This is a genomic window from Mesorhizobium sp. M8A.F.Ca.ET.218.01.1.1 (genome assembly GCF_004791165.1).
Classification (GTDB): domain Bacteria; phylum Pseudomonadota; class Alphaproteobacteria; order Rhizobiales; family Rhizobiaceae; genus Mesorhizobium.
Genome location: NZ_SRUZ01000007.1, coordinates 64669 through 79752, shown reverse-complemented (window position 1 = coordinate 79752; position 15084 = coordinate 64669). Strand labels below are relative to the sequence as shown.

The 15084-nt window shown below is 62.6% G+C and carries 10 protein-coding genes; 7 read left to right on the top strand and 3 right to left on the bottom strand.

The annotated features are described in order from the left end of the window. The first annotated feature begins 140 nt into the window (after positions 1–140). Together EN861_RS24145 and EN861_RS24140 are read left to right on the top strand one after the other, a co-directional pair. Positions 141–4187, top strand: a complete 4047-nt coding sequence (locus EN861_RS24145; protein WP_135865994.1) for a chemotaxis protein CheB — start codon at positions 141–143, stop codon at positions 4185–4187. Then, positions 4135–4515 (top strand): response regulator, encoded by a 381-nt coding sequence (locus EN861_RS24140; protein ID WP_245511715.1) that lies wholly within the window; start codon positions 4135–4137, stop codon positions 4513–4515. Before EN861_RS24145 ends, EN861_RS24140 begins: the two co-directional genes overlap by 53 nt. On the opposite strand, the gene EN861_RS24135 is transcribed toward EN861_RS24140, so the two are convergent. Together EN861_RS24135 and EN861_RS24130 are read right to left on the bottom strand one after the other, a co-directional pair. Continuing rightward, positions 4505–5524 (bottom strand): chemotaxis protein CheB, encoded by a 1020-nt coding sequence (locus EN861_RS24135; protein WP_135865992.1) that lies wholly within the window; start codon positions 5522–5524, stop codon positions 4505–4507. The genes EN861_RS24140 and EN861_RS24135 overlap by 11 nt on opposite strands. Positions 5525–5779: 255 nt before the next feature. Continuing rightward, complete coding sequence (locus tag EN861_RS24130) at positions 5780–6670, bottom strand: LysR family transcriptional regulator (RefSeq protein WP_127277465.1); 891 nt, start codon at positions 6668–6670, stop codon at positions 5780–5782. 209 nt (positions 6671–6879) lie between these two features. Between EN861_RS24130 and EN861_RS24125 the strand changes: the two genes are divergently transcribed. Together EN861_RS24125 and EN861_RS24120 are read left to right on the top strand one after the other, a co-directional pair. Continuing rightward, positions 6880–7818 (top strand): DMT family transporter, encoded by a 939-nt coding sequence (locus tag EN861_RS24125; protein WP_135865990.1) that lies wholly within the window; start codon positions 6880–6882, stop codon positions 7816–7818. Positions 7819–7865: 47 nt separating this feature from the next. Beyond that, positions 7866–8588, top strand: coding sequence for a haloacid dehalogenase type II (locus EN861_RS24120; RefSeq protein WP_135865987.1), 723 nt, complete (start codon positions 7866–7868; stop codon positions 8586–8588). A gap of 40 nt (positions 8589–8628) precedes the next feature. On the opposite strand, the gene EN861_RS24115 is transcribed toward EN861_RS24120, so the two are convergent. Next, positions 8629–10650 carry an ABC transporter ATP-binding protein/permease gene (locus EN861_RS24115; RefSeq protein WP_135866407.1) on the bottom strand — a complete coding sequence of 674 codons (2022 nt, stop codon included), beginning with the start codon at positions 10648–10650 and terminating at the stop codon, positions 8629–8631. A gap of 173 nt (positions 10651–10823) precedes the next feature. Here EN861_RS24115 and EN861_RS24110 point away from each other — a divergent pair, with 173 nt between their 5' ends. The 3 genes from EN861_RS24110 (at position 10824) to EN861_RS24095 (ending at position 15079) form a co-directional block, all read left to right on the top strand. Continuing rightward, positions 10824–11708 carry a hypothetical protein gene (locus tag EN861_RS24110; protein WP_135865985.1) on the top strand — a complete coding sequence of 295 codons (885 nt, stop codon included), beginning with the start codon at positions 10824–10826 and terminating at the stop codon, positions 11706–11708. A 378-nt stretch (positions 11709–12086) separates the two neighbouring features. Next, a complete protein-coding gene (gene htpG / locus EN861_RS24100) occupies positions 12087–13979 on the top strand; it encodes a molecular chaperone HtpG (protein ID WP_135865983.1) in 1893 nt (630 codons plus the stop codon). 221 nt (positions 13980–14200) lie between these two features. Further along, positions 14201–15079 (top strand): ABC transporter permease, encoded by an 879-nt coding sequence (locus EN861_RS24095; RefSeq protein WP_127280570.1) that lies wholly within the window; start codon positions 14201–14203, stop codon positions 15077–15079. Positions 15080–15084: the final 5 nt, after the last annotated feature.

The following is a 15084-nucleotide window of genomic DNA, read 5'->3' as shown; positions in this document are numbered from 1 at the left end:
TCAGCGTCGATTCAAATAGAGTTGCCGGGGATGGGTTGGGGTGCGAAAATCAGCGCAAGCTTTGGGCCGCGCGGCTCTTGGCAGATACCTTAGGGACCGAATTCGGTGGCCCGCTGAGAGCATGTGAAACGTAAAAATCGATGGCAAACGAAGAAACTGGGAGACCTCAAAGGCGATCAAAAGCGAAAGCCGACGCGCCTGCTGAACCGACCCCGCCGGTCCGGAGCGCTCAGGCCCGTCCCGACGCTCCTCAGGAAACCAATGTTGAGTCTCCGACCATTTCCGTCGTCGGCATCGGCGCGTCAGCCGGCGGCATCGAGGCGCTTGGCCGCTTTTTCGATGCGATGCCGGCGGACAGCGGTTGCGCCTTCGTGGTCGTCCTGCATCTCGACCCGAAGCACGAAAGCGAGATGGCGCGCGTTCTGGCATCTCACACGACCATGCAGGTTGCGCAAGTCGTGGACGGCATGCGGATCGTTTCCGATCGGGTCTATGTGATCGCTCCCGATACCGACCTCAAAATCAGCGATGGCGGGCTGCACGTGTCCCGACCGGCAGAGGTCCGCGGCAACCGCCATCCCGTCGATGTCCTGTTCCGATCGCTTGCGGCGGACCAGCGGAAACGGGCCATCGCCATCGTTTTGTCGGGAACCGGCAGCAATGGCACCGAGGGCTTGAAGGACATCCGGGCCGAGGGCGGCATGAGCCTCATTCAAGCCCCCGAGACCGCGAAATTCGACGGTATGCCGAGGAGCGCTATAGCGGCAAATTTGGCCGACCATGTCCTTGCACCTGAACAGATGCCGGACGTGATACTTGCTTACACTCGCCATGGTTATGTCGCCGCTCCAATCGAAACCGCACCTGCCGTACTGGGCGGTGGCGAGGCGAAGATCGAGCAGGTTCTCGAAATTCTGCGCGCCCGGAGCGGATATGATTTCAGCAGCTACAAGCGCAGCACCCAGCGGCGGCGCATCTACCGCCGCTTAGGCCTGAAGAACATCGAGACGCTTAACGGGTATCTGGACGAGTTGCGGGCCAATCCCGAGGAAATCACCACGCTTGTCTCGGACCTGATGATCAACGTGACCGGATTCTTCCGCGACGCCGAGGCATGGAAAACGTTATCGGATCTGGTGATCGCTCCACTGGTCGCCGAAAGAGAGTCAGGGGCCACGATACGGATCTGGGTTCCTGCTTGTTCGACGGGCGAGGAAGCCTATTCCATTGCCATGCTGGTAATGGAGCACGCGGCTGCCGCCGGAAAGCGGTTCGATCTCAAGGTGTTTGCCACCGACGCGCAGGAAGACAACCTTCGCAAGGGCCGCGACGGCGTCTATCCGGCGGCGGCAGTGGCCGAGTTCCCGCCGGAGCGCATCCAGCACTTTTTCGAAAGACTCGATGGCAACTATCAGGTCAGCAAGGAACTTCGCGACACGATCGTCTTTGCGCAGCACAATCTGTTGCGCGATCCGCCCTTTTCCCGGCTGGATCTGGTTTCGTGCCGCAATTTCCTGATCTATCTCGAACCCGACGCGCAGCAGCGTGTCATCGCACTTTGTCATTTCGCGCTGCGTCAGGGCGGACATCTGTTCCTTGGTAATGCCGAGACGGTCGGCCACCTCGACGATCTGTTTGAGAGCTGCTCGAAGAAATGGCGGATATACCGCCGCGTCGGACCGACGCGGCATGACCTCATCGACTACCGGGAGCATCGCGGACCAGTGGGACCAGATTGGACTGACAAGCCAGCGTCACCCCCGCCCGACTCGGCAGCATCGGTCGCAGAAGCTGCGCGGCGCGCCTTGCTTGAACGCTATGCTCCGGCATCCGTCCTAATCGACCGCAAGGGCCGCGCGCTCTATTTTCATGGAACGACAAGGGATTATCTGGAGCAGCCGCCCGGCGAGCCGACGCGGGATTTGCTGAGCATGGTCCGCGAAGGGCTCGCTCTCAAACTTCGATCCGCGATCCGTGACGCTTCCAGGGAAAACAGAAGCGTCACAGTCAGTGCACGCACCCGGTCCAGCAAGACCGGTGTGGTCACCATGACTGTCATGCCGCTGACTGGTCGGCCTGGAGAGAGCGGCCATCTGCTCGTGAGCTTCACACCGGAGGGGCCTCAGGCCGGCGGTGGCCCGGCAGCTCCGCGGGACGAAACGGCGGAAATTGCCGCTGGTGAACGCGCGCTTCAGGAAGAACTGAAAGCGACGCGCGCCGAGCTGCGGAGCACTGTCGAGCATCTTGAAACCGCCAATGAGGAGCTGAAAGCGTCGAACGAGGAAGCAACCTCGATGAACGAGGAGCTTCAGTCCACGAACGAGGAACTGGAAACCTCCAAGGAAGAACTCCAGTCGTTCAACGAGGAACTGAACACTGTCAATAGCCAGCTTCAGCACAAGATCGGCGAGTTGGAAGCGGCCACCAATGATCTCAACAATCTGTTGGCCGGATCCGAAACCGCGACGCTGTTCCTCGATGAAAAACTGCGCATCAAATGGTTCGCTCCCGCGACCAAGGAACTCTTCGATCTTGTTTCGACCGACATTGGCCGTCCGATCGCCCACTTCGCGCGCAAGTTCGCAGACGATAACCTGATAATTGATGCCGAAACGGTGCTGAAAAAGCTTGCCCCGATCCTTGCAGAGGTGCCAAGCGACGCCGGCCGCTGGTACTTGCGGCGCATGTTGCCCTACCGTACCCGCGACAATCGGATTGCAGGGGTGGTGGTCACTTTCAGCGATATCACCGAGCGCAAGCAGAGCGAAGACGAGACCATGCGAAGCGAAAAGCGCCTTCGCGATCTTATCGAAGCTCTCCCGAACGCGGTCTACACAACCGACGCCTCGGGTCGGCTCACTTTTTACAACCCGGCCGCCGTCGAACTCTGGGGCCGCGAGCCGAAACTTGGTTCGGATCGATGGAACGGCTCCTGGCGACTATATAGGCCGGATGGAGAGTTGCTGCCGCACGATGAATCCCCCTTGGCGATAGCCCTGAAAGAAAAGCGGCAAGTAAAGGGGGGAGCTGAGGCGGTGTGCGAGAGGCCGGATGGTACTCGTGTACCCTACATTTCCTATCCAACCCTGCTTCGCGATGCCACTGGCGAAGTCACCGGCGCGGTAAACATGTTGGTGGACATCACCGAGCGCAAGCGGGCCGAGGCGCTTGCGGAGCGGCTCGCGGCGATCGTTCAATCCTCCGATGACGCCATCATAGGCAAAAACCTCAAGGGTATGATAACGAGCTGGAACAAGGGCGCTGAACGCCTGTTCGGCTACTCGCCTGACGAAATCGTGGGCAAATCCATCATGACCTTGGTCCCCTCCAATCGCCACGGCGAAGAGGCGAATATTCTGGACCGCTTTGGCCGAGGAGAGCACATCGAGCACTTTGAAACCATCCGTCGGCGCAAGGATGACAGCCTGGTCTGGGTATCCTTGACGATTTCACCGCTTGAAGATGATCAAGGCAAGGTCATCGGAGCATCGACGATCGCACGCGACATGACCGAGCGGCGGCGCGCCGACGAACATCGGAAGATCCTGATCGGTGAACTTAATCACCGGGTCAAGAACACGCTGGCGGTCGTCCAGTCCATCGCCTCCCAGACCTTGAGTAATGCCTTGACCATGGAAGAGGCGCGAGAAGCATTCGGGTCCCGGCTGATCAATCTGGCAAAGGCACACGACGTACTCACTCGCGAAAGCTGGACCAGTGCGAAACTGGATGAGATTGTCGCCGATACCGTCAAACCTCATTCCGGGAATGGAACCCGGTTCCGGATTGAAGGTCCGGACATCCAGCTTACACCGAGTGCGGCGCTTGCGATTTCAATGGCGTTGCACGAGTTATCCACCAACGCGGCAAAATACGGCGCGCTTTCTACCCAGGACGGGCATGTCACGATCATCTGGCGCCTTGAAGGAGAAGGTCAGGACCGTCGCTTGACCTTGCGTTGGGAAGAAAGCGGCGGCCCGCCGGCAAGCACGCCGAAGCGAAAGGGCTTCGGCTCGCGCCTGATCGAGAAGGCTCTCGCTGCGGAACTGCACGGTAATGTGAACGTTGCGTATAAGTCCTCCGGCGTTGTTTGCATCATAGATGCGCCCATGCCCGCAGGACGGGAGTTCTTGGGTGGCAATAGTGGCGACGCGTCCAGCAAGCAAGATTCTGATCGTAGAGGATGAGTTCCTTATTGCCTTGCATCTGGCGGATTTGCTGGTGGAAATGGGGTACCGGATTGCAGGTCCGGTCGATAACCTGGACGAGGCGATTGTCTTTGCGCGCGATGAGGAGATCGATTTCGCGATCCTTGATATAAACTTGGCCGGCACGCGATCGTTTCCGGTCGCCGACGTTCTGAAGCAGCGCGGCATTCCGTTCCTGTTTGTGAGCGGATACGGGAGCGATGGTCTAGTGGACGGCTATCGCCACATAACCACTTTGGCCAAGCCTTACGCTCCGCAGGAGTTGGAGCGGGCAATTGCGGCGAGCTTTGCCACGTCTAGCCGGTGATCCGAGACGAGCGCCCCGACATTGCACCGAAGGTTTCCGGCATGAGCCAGTCTTGCTCGACGAGAACGCGAAGCTTGTAGGCCCGATCCAGCGCCTGCTTGCTGGCAGCTTCCCAGGGTCCAGCGGCGTCAGGTTCCTGCAAGCGTGCTTGCTCGGCCATTTCCAGACAAAATTCAGCCCGCTCGTTTAGAATTCTCACTGCGGCCCTCATAACCCGCTCCATCTCGTCGAATTGGGCAGAGGCCAGGACCTCCCCGGTGTAGCTGTGACCGATATGGCAGTCGAACTTGATGATCGTACCATTCTGGGATTTAAGGAGCGCGCCACCGCATTCCGGGCAGGTCAGCGCCAGCGGGCGATCGAATTTTTCGCCGTCGATGGTCGGAGAGTCCCCCTCGGCCTCAGGTTGAGAAGACTTGTTCGGCATAGCCGCTTCCTTTCCTGCCTTTCCGTTGACCAGTTCAACAAGCAATCCGGGCATGCGGGAGAGCGCCACGCGGTAGTCCAGCGCCACGTGAGCGGCAGCACTGCCCGGCATTTCCGGATACGCCGCATCGTCGGGATCCTGGACAATCGCAATGCCGCCGCGGCGCTTTATTTCCCCGAGTCCCAGCGATCCGTCATTCAGATAGCCGGTCAGGACCACGCCGATGGCATTTGCGCCATAGGCCTCGGCCACGCTACGAAACAAGGGGTCGATCGCCGGGCGCGCCCAGTTCTCCTTCGGAGTTCTCAACAGACGCAGCTTGCCATGTGAGACTATCATGTGGTGATCGGGCGGCGCGACATAGATTTGGCCGGACGAGATCTGTTCGTAGTTGGTGGCATGTTTTGCCGGCACAGGTCCGGCGGCATTCAATATCGCGGGTAGTTCGCTTCGATGGGCGCCGATATGCAACACGATCAGAACCGAGGCTGGAAACGCTTCCGGCAGCTTGGCAACGAGATCGCGCAACGCATCGACCCCGCCCGCCGAGGCGCCGATTGCGATCACTGTGGAGCGTGCCATGACGATCTTTGAAAGTCCGTTCGTCGAACCTAAACGTCCAGGCGCGAGTAAGGTTCTACGCGGCTCAGGATTCAGAGAGAAAATGGCGTTTTCTTTTGCTTAGGGCAAACTCGCCAGTTCCCTGAGCATAAGCGATGTCCGCTTCTGGCGTTCGGACGCGAGCGTGGGAACGTCATGCTTGAGGCGCAAAGCAGACGTCTAGCTTGGTCGGCGCAGGCACGGAGAACTCGTTGTGCTCCAGATAGCCCACCCCCCTCACCCCACGATCTGCAGCGTCCCCTGGCGCCGCACCTCGGCCTCGATCTCCCGCACCAGCGTCTCCAGTGCCGGATTGCGGGCGTTGCGGGCGCGGCGGATGACGTAGGCTAGATCCGGCGGCTTGGGGAACGTTTTGTCGACAATCTCCATGCCGGGTTGCAGATGCCGCTGGCTGAGCAGCGCGACGCCGAGCCCGGAGGTCACGCCGGCGATGATGCCGGCCGCACTCGAGCATTCGAACACAATCTCGAACAGCGTTCCCTCGTCCTGGCCGAGATCGAGGCCCCAACGGCGATAGAAGCAGTTGTCGTCGAATGACAGGAACGGCACCGGGTCCCCCTTCGCCAGGACCAGCTCCGGCGACTTCACCCAATGCAGGCTCTCGCGGAAGAGCAGGATGTCGGTCGGGCGGACCTCGTGCTGGAACACCTGGATGATGGCCGCGTCGAGCGCCCCCTCGCGCAGCAGCTTCTGCAAGGCCAGGCTCATGCGCACCTGCGTGCGAACGCTCACCTCGGGGTAGAGCCGGCGAAACCGGCCAAGGATGCGCGACAGGTCCGTGCAGGTCGTATCCTCGGTCATCCCCAACGCGATCTTGCCTTGCAGCGTGCTCTTCGACAGGCTGAGGATCGCCTCGTCATGGATGCCCAGGATGCGCCGTGCGTAGCCCAAGAGATCCTGCCCTGAACTGGTGAACATCGGCGCATTGGCCTTGCGGCTGAGGATTTCGCAGTCGAGGCTCAACTCCAGCCGCCTGATCTTGTGGCTGACGGCCGACTGCGAAAGGCCCAGCATCTCGGCCGCGCGGGTGACGCCGCCATGTTTCTCGATCGCCACCATCGCCCGCAAGGCATCGACATCCAGGCGGCGGCTCATCACTCCAGCCATGACAATCCTCGTTTGAAACGAAAGCAACGCTCCAGGTCCTGGCGCGGAATCGGTTCTCAGGCAAATGGATATGCCAGATTCGTGGCTATTTCATGGATTCATCGAAATTTGTCATGTGCAAAGGCGGATGCGCGCCGCCATAAGTCGGCACCTGGGATTGACAGTGATCCGCTTGGCGCCCGCCGGCGCCGCCTCGACGAAGAGACCGCATGACGCCTAAACCTCTGTCCCATCGCCTGGCCTGGCCGCTTCTGGCGGCGGCCCTGGTCGTCAGCTGGAGTTCCGGCTTTGTCGGCATCCGCTACGCCAGCGAGAGCGCCGATGTCATGCTGGTCCTGTTCTGGCGGACCTTGATGTCGGGGCTGGTCCTTCTGCCCTTCGCGCTCATGGTCGGGCCGCGCATCGGCGCAGGCGCCCTGATGCGGCAGATGGCGTTTGGCGTGGCGATGATGTTCCTCTATCTCGGCGGCTTCGCGCTTGCCATCGGCCAGCGCGTGCCGACCGGCCTCGTCGCGCTGATCTCGGACCTCGTCCCCCTCGCCATCGCGGCGCTTTCGCAGCCCGTGCTGGGCCATCGGCTGACATCGAGGCAATGGACCGGAACGGCGCTCGGGGTGGCCGGCGTTCTCATCGTTTCGGTGAACAGCCTCAGCCTCGGGACAGCACCGGCCTGGGCGTACATGGTCACCATCGCTTCCATGATGGTCTTTGCCCTGGCGACCGTGCTGCAGAAGCGGATGGGCACCATCAACATGCCCATCCACCAGAGCCTGTGCATCCAATGCCTGACGGCGGCGATCTTCTTTGCCGCCTGCGCCGAATGGAATGGCGGGCTGATGCCGCCGCTCGATGGCCGTTTCGAGTTCGGCATCGCCTGGCTGGTGCTGTTTTCGACCTTCTTCTGCTACGGCGTCTACTATGCGAGCCTGCGCCTCCATAGCGCCGCGCAGGTCAGCAGCGTCATCTATCTCAGCCCGCCGGTGACGATGCTCTGGGCCTGGCTGCTCTTCGGCGAGCCGCTTTCATTGGCGATGGTCCTCGGCCTTGCGGTGACGTTGTTCGGCGTCTGGCTGACATCCTCGCGCGGCACGGTATCGAAGACAGGTCCGCGCCCGGTCGGGCAGCCCGTCGGGCAATCGGCTGATTGATCGCGATCCGCCCAAACACCAACCATCGACCCCAAGGAGTGAACCCCATGAAGCTGACTGATTTCAAGGCCCTGACCTTCGACTGCTACGGCACACTCATAGATTGGGAATCCGGCATGATCGAAGCCCTGAAGCCGCTGACCCAGCGGGTTGGCGGCGCCTTGAGCCGCGACGACATCCTGCAGGCGCATGCAAGACACGAATCCAGCCAGCAGAACTGGACACCGCAAAAACGCTACAGCGACCTTCTGGCTATCGTCTACAAGCGGCTCGCCGAGGAATGGGGCGTCGTGGCCACGCCGGAGGAATGCATCGCCTATGGCCAGAGCGTGAAGGACTGGCCGGCCTTTGCCGACACCGCCGCCGCCCTGCAATACCTCAAGAAGCACTACAAGCTCGCCATCCTCTCCAACGTCGACAATACGAGCTTCTCCTTCAGCAACAGGAAACTCGGCGTCGATTTCGACGCGGTCTACACGGCGGAGGATATCGGTTCCTACAAGCCGTCGCCCCGGAATTTCGACTATATGCTGGAAAAGCTGGCGACGCTCGGGATCAGCGACAAGGAGGTCCTGCACACGGCCGAAAGCCTGTTCCATGACCATGCCGTGACCAATGGCCTCGGCCTAAAATCATGCTGGATCCAGCGCCGGCACGCCGATCAGGGTTTTGGCGCCACCATGCATCCCGGCGACATGCCGAAGGTGGACTTCCGCTTCGACAGCATGGCCGACCTGGTGAAGGCACATAAGGAAGAATTGCGCGCCTGATTGGCCATCCACGGCGGGAGTGAGAACGCGCCGGACGTCTTCAGTTCTTTTTATGGGGGATGCCGCCGCGCTCGAGCGACTTCTCGGCCAAGGCGCCGGAACCCCACAAGGCGCGGCCGAGCAAGCCCCTGCGCTTGCGCGGGAGGAGATCGATATCGCTGACGAGCTTGGCGCCTCCCTTGCGCCGTTCGAGCGTGATCTTGCGGCTGTGGAAGGCCTCCAGCTCGGCCCGGTGCGCCACGCTCACGATGGTGACATCGGGCAATTCGCGGATGATGGTTTCCATCATCTTTTCCTGGCTCTTCTCGTCGAGTGCCGCCGTCGCCTCGTCCAGCACGATGATGTCGGGCGCGTGCAGGAGGAGCCGCGCGAAGGCCAGCCGCTGCTTCTCGCCGCCCGACAGGGTCTGGTCCCATGGCGCGTCTTCGTCGATCTTGTCGCCGAGATGACCGAGCCCCACCTTGTCGAGGGCGGCCTTGATCTGCGGAACCGTCCAGTCTTCGGCGGCGCCGGGATAGGCCGCTGCCCGGCGCAGCGTGCCCGAGGGAATGTAGGGACGCTGCGGCAGCATGAACATGCGCTTGCCCGGATGGAAATCGACGCTGCCGCCGCCCCACGGCCACAGGCCCGCTATCGCCCGCACCAGCGTGCTCTTGCCAGAGCCGGATTCGCCGGCCACCAGCAGTCGCTCGCCCGGCTGGATCACGACCTCGGTTTCCTTGACCACGGCGGTGCCGTCATCGAGCGACACCGAGAGATTGTTGAGGCTCAGCATCGTGTCGTCCTTGGTCTCGCCGCGATTGATGCGCCCAAGCGCGTCGCTCTCTTCCGCGCGTTCGAGTCCGTCGAGCGACATCATCAGCGAGGCGATGCGCCGTGCCGAGGCGTTCCAGTCGGCAAGACGCGGGTAATTGTCGACCAGCCATCCGAACGCGCCCTGCACGATGGCAAAGGCGGACGCCGCCTGCATCACCTGGCCAAGCGACATCGAGCCGTCGAGGAATTTTGGCGCACACAACAGCACCGGCACAACCGGCGCGAACAGGCTCGACCCCTGCGAGACCAGCGCCGTGCGCATGTGCTGGCCGGCAAGCATCGCCCACCGCTTCAGCACGCCGGCGAAGGTCCTGTCGATGCCGCTGCGCTCCTCCTCCTCGCCGCCGAGCAAGGCGATGCTCTCGCCGTTTTCGCGCACGCGCGTCAGCGTGTAGCGAAATTCCGCTTCCGCCTGGTTCTTCTGCTCGGAGAGCTCGACGAAATGCCGGCCGATGACCACCATCGAGGTGGAAGTGATCGCTGCGTAGATGACCGCGGTGATGACGAGAAAGCCCGGAATGGTGACGGTCGACCCGCCGATCGGCAGCGTCAGCGCGCCGCCGATGGTCCACAGCACGACGATGAAGGTCGACGCGGCCAGGAAGGCGTTGATGACGCCGGAGATGAAATCCACGGGCGATTCCGTGGCGATCCGCAGATCCTCGGCAATGCGAGCTTCCGGGTTCTGGTGATCGCCGCCGACGAGATTGAGCTGGTAGTAGCGGCCATTGGTGAGCCAGCGGCCGATGACCGACGTGGTGAGCCAGGAGCGCCAGCGGCGCTGGATCGTCATGCGCAGATAGACCTGCGCGACGACGAGGCTGACACTGCCAAGCACCAGCGGCACGAACACGGCGCTCAGGAAATAGACGGTCGGCGCATTGCGCTGTTCGATGGCGTCGAAGATCGAGCGGTTCCAGACATTGATGCCATACTGGAAGCCGACATTGACGCAGATCAGGATCAGGAGCCCGATCGTGCACGGCCACGCGAGCTTGTCGCCGCGCCGGCTCCAATAGCCGCGCGCGCTGATCCAGAACCGCTTCAGCAGGTATTTCTTGCGCGCCTGCTCGGCCTGTTCGGGGCTCAGTTGCGGATCAGGTTCCACCGCCTCCGGCGGCGGTGCGGCCTCGCCGACGACCTCGGAAGCGGCCTCGACATCGGATGCCTCCCGCTGGCGGGGCTTCCTGGCACCGTTTGGTTTGGCGCCGCCGACCGGCTTGGGTTTGGATTTGATGTCTGCCACAACGGCCATAACGGCCTGGATATCGGAAGGTTTCATCGTCTTCCTGATATGGCGGTTGCCGGCGGTGCCAAAGCTGATCCGGCGTCCCCGATATCCGCAGCCACGCCATGACTTCACCGCCGCACAATCGCCACCAAGCCACGCGAAGAGCTTGTAAAAACGGAGGTTCCACGATGCGTCTGGTCTGGACTTTGGTGTTGGCGCTGGCGAGCGGTGCGGCCCATGCGGCTTCGCCGGAGGACGACTACATCGCCGCGCGCGACAAGGCGATATCGGCCATCGCCGCGATGGAAAGCGCCAACGCTCCCGTGGAAACGCTCGATGCGGCCAATGACAAGGCCCGCGCCGATCTCGAACAGCGCCTTTCCACGCTTCTGGGACCTTTCACGGTCAAGGGTTTTCCGGCGGCCGGCACGATCAACATCGAAAGCCTCAGTTCCTCCGATGTCGGATTCGGCATGCTGGACGGGCTGCGCCACGGCACCGAGGACGGCCCCAGCGTCGTGGCGTCGACACGCGGGCTGGTCGAGCGCTGGCTGCAGTCGCGCGCCGCCGAGACCGACGCCGATCTCAAACTGCCCACCGGCTTCGACGCTGCGCTGAAGCTCGATGCCTTCTACACCCAGGCCATCGGCAGCGACGCCGCTTTCACCGGCACGCTCGACTTCAAGCTGAAGACGCCCGACGGCGCCGACATGGCGATCGCCCGCCTCGGCGGCTGGGCACAGGATGTCGGGCCGAACTACGACCAGGAGGTCGTCGTCACGCTGGTCAAGGGCAACAGCGTCATGATCGCCGAGGCGCCGGCGACACCTCCCGTCCCGAAGATCGCGGCCTGCGACGCGGTCTGGACCGCCGCCGATGCCGCCGCCCAGAAGCTGGTCAAGCAGGCCACCGGCGACAGCGACGAAAACACATCCGATGCCGCCGACGCGGCCTGGGCAAAAGGCGACAGCGACTTCCGCGCCTGCATGGGCAAGAGCCTGCCTGACAACCCCGTCTTCCCCGCGCTGCTTGCCCAGGCGCAAGCGCTTGCCGACCATATGGCGGGGAAGTAGGGCGCGGCACCGAAGCTGCCAATCTCCCCCCTTGTGGGGGAGATGGCCGGCAGGCCAGAGGGGGGCGCTGTCCCGCCGACGTCTCAGTGGATCACTTTTGCCTTTGGAGGGGCGCGCACCGCGTAGCCCAGCAAATAAGCAAGGCCGAGTTCCTTCGCGCCCCCCTCTGCCCTGCCGGGCATCTCCCCCACGAGGGGGGAGATTGGCAGTTTCGCCGCCGGCGCCGATTCCGCCCCTTGCCGCCGGCGCATCCCATCACAATATTGTCGTCGCGCTGGCCTTGCTGAACTCAGTTGCCAGAGCCGCCAAAAATGGTTGAAAGGAAGTCTCGCTCGCGCTCCGGCGCGGCGGGTGGTTGAACAGTGTGGGAAACTCGCAATGACGACAGGCACGAAAGCGACGGAAACCAAGGCATTCGAGGCGGATGTTTCGCGGCTGCTGCACATGATGGTGCACTCGGTCTATTCCGATAAGGACGTCTTCCTACGCGAACTGATTTCCAACGCCGCCGATGCCTGCGAGAAGCTGCGCTTCGAGGCCGTCAGTCATCCGGAATTGCTGGCCGATGACCCCAAGCCGCGCATCTCGATCTCAGCCGATCCCGACAGCAAGGAGATCATCGTCGAGGACAACGGCATCGGCATGAGCCGCGACGACATGACGGAGGCGCTGGGCACGATCGCGCGCTCGGGTACACGCGCCTTCATCGAGCGCGTCGGCGCCGGCAATGCCAGCGAAGACACGCAGCTCATCGGCCAGTTCGGCGTCGGCTTCTACTCCGCCTTCATGGTGGCGACCCGCGTCGACGTCATCAGCCGCCTGGCGGGAAGCGACGAGGCCTGGCGCTGGTCGTCCGACGGCAAGGGGTCCTACGAGATCGCGCCCGCCCCGCTCGAAGCCGCTCCCAGGCGCGGCACCCGCGTCGTGTTGCATCTGATGGACGACGCCGTGTCCTACACCGGCTCCTACCGGCTCGAGCAGCTGGCCAAGTCGCAGTCGGGCCACGTGCCCGTGCCGATCACGCTCGTCGAGAAACCCGGTGCCGAGGCGCGCGACATTGCCGATGGCACGGCCCTTTGGGTAAGGCCGAAAAGCGAGATCAAGCCCGAGGAATATACCGATTTCTACCGTAGCCTCGCCGGCCAGTATGACGAGCCGGCCGCCACCATCCATTTCCGCGCCGAAGGCAGGCAGGAATACTCAGTGCTCGCCTTCGTGCCCGGCTCGCGTCCCTTCGATCTCTTCGACCAGGACCGCAAGGGCCGCATCAAGCTCTATGTGCGCCGCGTCTTCATCACCGACGATGCCGATTTGTTGCCGCGCTATCTGCGCTTCATGCGCGGGCTCGTCGATTCCGCCGACCTGCCGCTCAATGTCTCGCGCGAGATGATCCAGGAAAGCCCGTTGCTGGCCGCGATCCGCAAGGGCCTGACCAACCGCGTGCTCGGCGATCTTTCGAAGCTGGCCGAGAACGAGCCCGAGGCCTATGCGAAAATCTGGGAGAACTTCGGCGTCGTCCTCAAGGAAGGGCTCTACGAGGACCACGAGCGGCGCGAGCAGCTCTTGAAGCTTGCCCGCTTCCACTCGACGGCCTCGGGCGAAGGCTGGCGCGGCCTTGCCGACTATGCCAGCGCGATGAAGGAAGGCCAGAAGGCGATCTTCTTCATGGCCGGCGACGACCGCGCCCGGCTCGAAGCCTCGCCGCAGCTCGAAGGTTTCAAGGCGCGCGGCATCGAGGTGCTGCTGCTCACCGACCCGGTCGACAGTTTCTGGACGTCGATGGCGCCGGAATTCGACGGCAAGCCGTTCAAGTCGGTGACGCAGGGCGTGGCCGAACTTTCCGACATTCCCTTGCTCGACGAGGCGAAGAGGCCGGACACGGCGGCTACGCCCGAAGTCGACGGCTTCCTCGCCTTCGTCAAGGCAGCGCTTGGCGAAGCCGTGTCGGACGTCAAGCCTTCCGACCGCCTGACCGAAAGCGCGGTCTGCCTGGTAGCGCCCGAACATGGACCGGATCGGCAGTTCGAGCGGCTGCTCAACGCCGCCGGACGCCTCGACAAGACGGCCAAGCCGATCCTCGAGATCAACCCCCGCCACGAGCGCGTCCGGGCGCTCGCCAGCCTCGGCGACGACGAGCAGGCCTTCAAGGACGATGCCGCCCACCTTCTCTACGACGAGGCGCGCGTGCTCGACGGCGACAAGCCGGCCGACGCCAGGGCGTTTTCCGAGCGCCTTGCCCGCCTGATCGCGCGCGGTATCTCGAAGGCCTGAGGCGCGCCGACCAAGCCTCCTCGACGTGTTTGTCGATCGAAGGTGCAAGACGGGGTTGCGCAGCGACCCCGTCCGCCGAAAATTGGCGTCTATCCCAGCAGGGAACGGGCTGAAATCCACTGGCTCAATCGCCCACTGTAGACATCGCGCTTGCAATCACCCAATCTTGGCGCCGGGAACAAAATAAGCGCTTCCAAGAAGGCGCGAACGTCCGGGTGCTCATGAAACGACGATGGACATTGTATGATCCACGGCTGGCCTGGATGCTCGTCGCGCCGGTGCTCCTGCTGCTGATCTTTTTCCTGGTCCTGCCGATCGCCGTGATGGCCGGCTATACCTTCTTCACCTTCGTCACCGCCGGCGTGGAAACGAGCGCGTTGACGACCGCGAACTGGCACGAATTCCTCACAGACAGCTATTATTCCGGCTTCCTTGTGAAGACGCTGCGGGTCGGCGCGATCACGGCGCTGCTTTGCGGGGTGCTCGGCTATTTCCCTGCCTATTTCATCTGGGCCACGACCTTCAGGCACAAATGGTTGCTCTTGCTACTGCTGATCGTGCCGTTCTGGATCAGCTTCACCATCCGCACCTTCTCCTGGATCAACATCCTGGGCGAACAGGGCGTCATCAACGTCGCGCTGCTGAAATTGGGCATCATCAACGAGCCGCTGCCGATGCTCTACAACGAAGGCGCGGTCATCCTGGGCATGCTGCACTTCCTGCTGCCCTACATGATCCTCAACGTCTATGTCAGCCTGGAGAGCATTGATCGCACGTTGATTTCGGCGGCCCGCTCGATGGGCTGCACGAGCGCGCAGGCGTTCCGTGAGGTCACGCTGCCGCTGTCGCTGCCCGGCCTGGCGGCGGGCCTGCTGCTCTGCTTCGTGCTGGCCGCCGGCAGCTATGTGACGCCGCAGCTTCTCGGCTCGGGCCGCGACGCGCTGTTCGGCAACCTGATCTACGACACCATCATGGGCGAGCTGAACTGGCCGATGGGCGCCACGCTTTCGATCGTGCTGTTCATCGTGCTCGGCTTCTTCGCCGCCGTCTACACGCGCTACATGGGCATGTCGCAGATCGTCAAAGGACTGGGTGGATGACGGGG

Excerpts from the sequence above, each read along its gene's own strand:
- EN861_RS24125 (WP_135865990.1), top strand. The coding sequence starts at position 6,880 with ATGACGCCTAAACCTCTGTCCCATCGCCTGGCCTGGCCGCTTCTGGCG.
- EN861_RS24145 (WP_135865994.1), top strand. The coding sequence starts at position 141 with ATGGCAAACGAAGAAACTGGGAGACCTCAAAGGCGATCAAAAGCGAAA.
- EN861_RS24110 (WP_135865985.1), top strand. The coding sequence starts at position 10,824 with ATGCGTCTGGTCTGGACTTTGGTGTTGGCGCTGGCGAGCGGTGCGGCC.
- EN861_RS24135 (WP_135865992.1), bottom strand. The coding sequence starts at position 5,524 with ATGGCACGCTCCACAGTGATCGCAATCGGCGCCTCGGCGGGCGGGGTC.
- htpG (WP_135865983.1), top strand. The coding sequence starts at position 12,087 with ATGACGACAGGCACGAAAGCGACGGAAACCAAGGCATTCGAGGCGGAT.
- EN861_RS24130 (WP_127277465.1), bottom strand. The coding sequence starts at position 6,670 with ATGGCTGGAGTGATGAGCCGCCGCCTGGATGTCGATGCCTTGCGGGCG.
- EN861_RS24120 (WP_135865987.1), top strand. The coding sequence starts at position 7,866 with ATGAAGCTGACTGATTTCAAGGCCCTGACCTTCGACTGCTACGGCACA.
- EN861_RS24095 (WP_127280570.1), top strand. The coding sequence starts at position 14,201 with ATGAAACGACGATGGACATTGTATGATCCACGGCTGGCCTGGATGCTC.